The following is a 2,891-nucleotide window of genomic DNA, read 5'->3' on the forward strand; positions in this document are numbered from 1 at the left end:
TGCCGGGTCAATACGTTTGGATTCCCCAGGACAAAAGCGAAATCCCGGAAGAAAAAAGTTAACGGTTTTCAGACAGGTGATATTGCCAAAGCAATTGTGACTTCCGGAAAAAAGGTTGGAACATATATTGGTCGTGTCGCCGTTAGAAAAAGTGGATTTTTTGACATTAAGACAAGAGAAACGACCATACAAGGTATTAATTGGAAGTATTGTCATATGCTTCATATGTCTGATGGATATTCATATAACATTTAACTTACAGACTTTAAGGAGGGCGGCATTCCTCCCCTCCTGAATCACAGATTCAGAAGGGGAGGAATGCCGCATTAAGATGAAAAAACCACGCGCTTTTGTGAAAGCAATTCTGTCCGTCTTCATCCTTGGCGGATTGATCTTTCCATATACGGCCTTTGCCGGCACCCCTGAAACCCTTGCAGTCCTTTCCTTTGACATCAATGCCGATAAGAATAAGAATCTGGACTACCTTAAAAAAGGCATCTCAACCATGCTCTATTCCAGGCTCACCAGCCCTGGAAAAGTCGTTGTTGTGCCGCCTCAAAAGATGGCATCCCTTGAGGCCGGTTTAAAAAAACTTTCCGGCAGTCAACTGGTTCATGAAACTGCCCGGAAAACCGACTCCAGATATGTGATTCACGGCACCATCACCAGCCTTGCAGGTGCTTTCAGCATTGATGCCAAGGTATTTGACACCACGGAGAAGCAATACATGGCTTTTTTTGAACAATCCAAGAACAGTGACGACCTGATCCAAAAGGTGGACCGCATAGCCGCAGCCATAAACCATAAAGTATTCAACCGTACAACCGTCACCTGGGAACAGATGGAACAGGAAAAGCAGAAAAAACTCAATGAGTTTAAAAATCAGAATCCGGAAAACCTTATGCAGATACCCACAGGATGGCAACAGGAAGAAAAGGTTGGCTGGAAAGTCTGGAAATATTTGTTTTAGGACATGTAATCCACCAGACTTAACCCCATAACCGAAGATGTCGAACTCAAAGCCGCTTGATAAACGGTCTGGGCAGATTTAAGATCCATAATGGCTTCCACGATATCTGCATCCCGGACCGTGGAGCGCCGGGTGGTCAGGGTCAAATCCGAATCGGAAATGGTGGCTTCGGTGGTGGTTGTGCTGCTGTAAATTCTGCCCACAGTTGACATGCTTGATGTAAGACTTTCATAATGATGGTCCAGCCAGTTCATTGCCCGCTGAATGCCATCCACATCATCATTTTCCAGGGCGTCTTTGAGATTAAAAACAGTATCCCATATACTCCAGGTGGTTTCTTCTCCTTCCTGGGGGCCTGAAGAGACATCCTCGGCCTTAAAGCCAAGATCACCGGCAGCACTTCTTGATTCGGCATTGGTACCCGAGTGAAACAGCAGATCAAAGGATTCCAGTTGCCGACCGGTGTCCGTGTCCTCGCTGATGGTAAAGGAGACCTTGGCATCTTCGTCATATGCCACTGAAACTGAATAATTGACCCGGTTGCCGTTTTCAGCCGAGGCGGTTTCAAGGGCCTTCTCAACCGCTTCAGCATAGGATTCAGGATCTGAATAAGGGGTGCCGCTGTTTTTGTCTATCTCGGCAGTCAGTTGAACTGAGGTGCCGCCCCCGTCCAAAAGGGTTTCGGTGAAATCAATGCTATCATTAGTGTTATCCACCAACACCGAAAACGAACTGTTGTCCACTGGAACATCACTGGTAGCCGTCTCAAGGATCACGCTTTCGCTTTCAAACCCCAAATCAGGCAAAATACTTGCATTTTCATAGCCGTCCACGATATCAAAAGAGACTGTATCTCCCGCTTCAGGCGTACCATTCAGATTTACAACAATGTCTGGGTTCCCGTCATCATCTAGGTCGATTTTTATGGATTCATCGCTTGCATCAGCTTCAATCTCGGCAGGCAACCCATATCCCGGATCGTTGGAGACCTTCCAGGTTCTGGTAATGCCGTCTTCGCCTTCGCTGTAGGTGAGCGTTAATGGTTTTGTCCCCTCGGGGACCGGCGTGTATTCGGTCACAGCCGTTTCATTAACTATATTAATTTCTACATCTTCAAAATTCTCACCATCTGTTTCAAGATTAGAAATCCTGACGGTTTCCGTCTGGATCACTTCAAAGGTAACACTCATGGGTGTGTCACGGCTGCCGTCAGTGCCAATGGAAAAGGTATTGGTGTCGCCATCATATCCCACCTCGTAGACAATATCCTCACTGGCTTCGTTCAGGCTATCTTCAACAGCGGCGGCAAGTTCTTCTTTACTGTAGGTGCCGCTGGTAATGGTTGCCTCACGGGTGATGATATTATCGTCACCTATGCCCAGGGTTTCGGTGAAAACAATCTTATTATTGGTGGCATTGACGGTAATCGTATCTTCATAAAACAGGTCACTTCCACAGCAGTCCAGAGATATGGTGGTGTTCCTGGATGTGCTTATGTTTACCGGGTTACTGCTGCCATTGTAGGTTACCCTGGTGGGGTTGTTATCATCATCGCAGGTAAACGGGGTTGTCCGGTTATTGTCACCACCAAACACGTATCCGCCATAGGCGTCAGTATTGGCAAGATCCAGAAGGCCATCAAGATAACCCTGCATGCTCTCGGCAGCGTTGGCGCGCTCCTGATAAGAAGCGGACGCATTGGTCAAGGCCGAGCATAACAGCTTCATTTCAGACAACTGATCAGCCATGGTGTCAAGGGCGGTTTCAGCCGTGGTAAGCACGTTCTGGGCCTGATCCACATTCACCTGATACTGCTCCAATGCAGCCAGGTCGGAATTGATGGTCACCACCTGCTTCATACCCGATGGATCATCAGATGCAGAACTAACTTTAAGATTGGTGGATACGACTTCATTGGCCT

At 47.4% G+C, this 2,891-nt stretch carries 3 protein-coding genes; 2 read left to right on the plus strand and 1 reads right to left on the minus strand.

The genetic code is table 11. The features are described 5' to 3' along the window. On the plus strand, positions 1–255 hold a 255-nt coding region (locus AB7U36_RS21710), incomplete at its 5' end, for a hypothetical protein (RefSeq protein ID WP_428161689.1). 76 nt (positions 256–331) lie between these two features. Next, positions 332–970 carry a hypothetical protein gene (locus AB7U36_RS21715; RefSeq protein ID WP_004074272.1) on the plus strand — a complete coding sequence of 213 codons (639 nt, stop codon included), beginning with the start codon at positions 332–334 and terminating at the stop codon, positions 968–970. On the opposite strand, the gene AB7U36_RS21720 is transcribed toward AB7U36_RS21715, so the two are convergent. Next, positions 967–2,891 (minus strand): flagellin (locus AB7U36_RS21720; protein WP_428161690.1); only part of this gene is annotated, 1,925 nt, incomplete at its 5' end. The genes AB7U36_RS21715 and AB7U36_RS21720 overlap by 4 nt on opposite strands.

It is taken from the genome of Desulfobacter sp., from assembly GCF_050177295.1.